At 64.4% G+C, this 2,497-nt stretch carries 2 protein-coding genes and 1 pseudogene; all 3 read right to left on the bottom strand.

Annotated elements, in window-relative coordinates:
* Positions 1–217 precede the first annotated feature (217 nt).
* Positions 218–1,660, bottom strand: coding sequence for a homospermidine synthase (locus MOV75_RS34470; RefSeq protein ID WP_246931972.1), 1,443 nt, complete (start codon positions 1,658–1,660; stop codon positions 218–220).
* 48 nt (positions 1,661–1,708) lie between these two features.
* Entirely contained in the window at positions 1,709–2,098 is a 390-nt protein-coding gene (locus tag MOV75_RS34465; RefSeq protein ID WP_246931974.1) for a RidA family protein, read from the bottom strand.
* Between the two features lie 147 nt (positions 2,099–2,245).
* A pseudogene (locus MOV75_RS34460) lies at positions 2,246–2,497 on the bottom strand (N-acetyltransferase); the annotation flags it as partial.

Below are 2,497 nucleotides of genomic sequence, written 5' to 3'. Positions count from 1 at the left end.
GACCAAGCCCGCGCTGCCGCCGGCTCCGGCCGAGAAGATCGCGCCGCCGATGGAGAAGAAGTAGCGAGTTCTGGTTGGCAGCGTCACGGCCGGGCTTGTCCCGGCCATCCACGTTCTTGGAGCTGCAGAAAGAAAGTCCGTGGATGCCCGGGCCTTTGCCGCGCCGAAGCGGCTTCGGCCGCGCAGGCGGGACAAGCCCGGGCATGACGGCTCGTTATCACCGCACGAGGATGTTCTTGAACTGCCACGGATCAGACGTGTCGATATCTTCCGGGAACAGGCCGGGACGATCCGTCAGCGGCGTCCAGTCGGTGTAAAAGCCCTTCACCGGGCCGAGATAGGGCAGCTGGATTTCCAGCAGGCGATCGAAATCCATCTCGTCAGCTTCGACGATGCCTTCCTTCGGGTTTTCCAGCGCCCAGACCATGCCGCCGAGCACGGCGGAGGTCACCTGCAGGCCGGTGGCGTTCTGGTATGGCGCGAGCTTGCGGGTCTCTTCGATCGAGAGCTGCGAGCCGTACCAGTAGGCGTTGTTGTCGTGGCCGAACAGCAGCACGCCGAGTTCGTCGATGCCGTCGACGATCTCGTTCTCGTCGAGGATGTGGTGCTTCTCCTGCATCTTCGCCGCGCGGCCGAACATCTCATGCAGCGACAGCACGGCATCGTCGGCCGGGTGATAGGCATAGTGGCAGGTCGGCCGATAGACCGCCGTGCCCGAGGCGTCGCGCACCGTGAAGTAATCCGCGATCGAGATCGACTCGTTGTGGGTGACGAGGAAGCCATATTGCGCGCCGCGGGTTGGGCACCAGGTGCGCACGCGCGTGTTGGCGCCGGGCTGCATCAGATAGATGGCGGCGCCGCAGCCGGCTTCATGGGTCTTTGCATTCTCGGGCATCCATTTTTCATGGGTGCCCCAGCCGAGCTCGGACGGCTGCACGCCTTCCGACAGGAAGCCTTCCACCGACCAGGTGTTGACGAAGACATCCGGCTCTTTCGGCTTCTTGGAGCGCTGGGTGTCGCGTTCGGCAATGTGGATGCCCTTGATGCCGGCTTGCCGCATCAGGTCGGCCCATTCGGCCTTGGTCTTCGGCTTGGGCGCATTGAGCTTCAGATCGGCGGCAACATTGAGCAGCGCCTGCTTGACGAAAAACGAGACCATGCCGGGATTGGCGCCACAGCAGGAGACGGCGGTCGTCGAGCCCGTGGGGCGCGCCCTCTTGGCGGCCAGCGTCGCTTCGCGAAGCGCGTAGTTGGAGCGCGCTTCCGGGCCCTTCGACGAATCGAAATAGAAGCCGAGCCAGGGCTCGTTGACGGTGTCGATGTAGAGCGCGCCGAGCTCGTTGCAGAGCTCCATGATGTCGGTGGAACCGGTATCGACCGAGAGATTGACGCAAAAGCCCTGGCCGCCGCCCTCGGTGAGCAGCGGGGTCAGCAGCTCCCGATAATTGTCTTTGGTCACACCCTTCTGGATGAAGCGGACATTGTGCTTCTCGCAATGCGCCTTGCGGCCCTCGTCCTTGGGATCGATCACGGTGACGCGCGACTTGTCGTAGTCGAGATGCCGCTCGATCAGCGGCAGCGTGCCTTTGCCGATGGAGCCGAAGCCGACCATGACGATGGGACCGGTGATCTTCGCGTAGATCTGCGAGGCGGGGCTCATGGGATGGTTTCTCCGGAACGTTCTGGCGGACAAAGGGTGAGGGGTGGATCAGGCGCTGCGGCGCTTGGCGGTGGCTTCGATCTCGACCTTCATCTCGGGCTTGTAGAGCGCCGAGACGACGAGAAGCGTTGCGGCCGGGCGGATGTCGCCGAGGACTTCGCCGCAGACGGCGAAATGCGCGTCTGCGTCCTTGATGTCGGTGAGGTAGTAGGTCACGCGGACGATGTCGGCCATCTCGAAACCGCCCTCCTTCAGGGCAGCTTCGATGGTCTTGAAGCAGTTGCGTGACTGGCTCGTGACATCGGCCGGCATCGTCATCGTGGTGTAGTCATAGCCCGTGGTTCCCGCGACGAAGGCGAACTCGCCGTCGATCACGGCGCGGCTGTAGCCGGCGGTCTTCTCGAACGGGGAGCCGGTGGAAATCAGGCGACGGGACATGTCTTGGGCCTCGACTGAAGGGGATGTTTCGCGGGGGTTAAAGGGCGTTTCCGGGGCTCACGCAACCCCAAAGGACAGGGATCGGCGCAGGCGCAGCCGGGCGTTGCCGCTTTACGCGGCTTCGGTCGTCGCCATCATGGCAAGACCTTAGGCCGCGTGCGCATGGAGGGCGCGAACTACCCTCCGTTTGGATAGGACCGCGCCGGTCGGGACGATCATCCCTTCGGCGCCGTCGAGCGCGCCTTCCGCGAACTCGATCGCCAGCAGGCGGTCGCGTTCGAACGGGCCGGGCAGTGCCAGCGCGCCGGTGTTCTCGCCTGAGAAGCCGAAGCGGGCGTAATAGGGAGCATCGCCGAGCAGGATCACGGCTTCATGGCCGCGCGCCCGGGCGGCGGCCAG

The organism is Bradyrhizobium sp. PRIMUS42, from assembly GCF_023006515.1.
In the GTDB taxonomy this organism is placed as follows: Bacteria; Pseudomonadota; Alphaproteobacteria; order Rhizobiales; family Xanthobacteraceae; genus Bradyrhizobium.
This window is presented reverse-complemented; position numbering and strand designations above follow the sequence as displayed.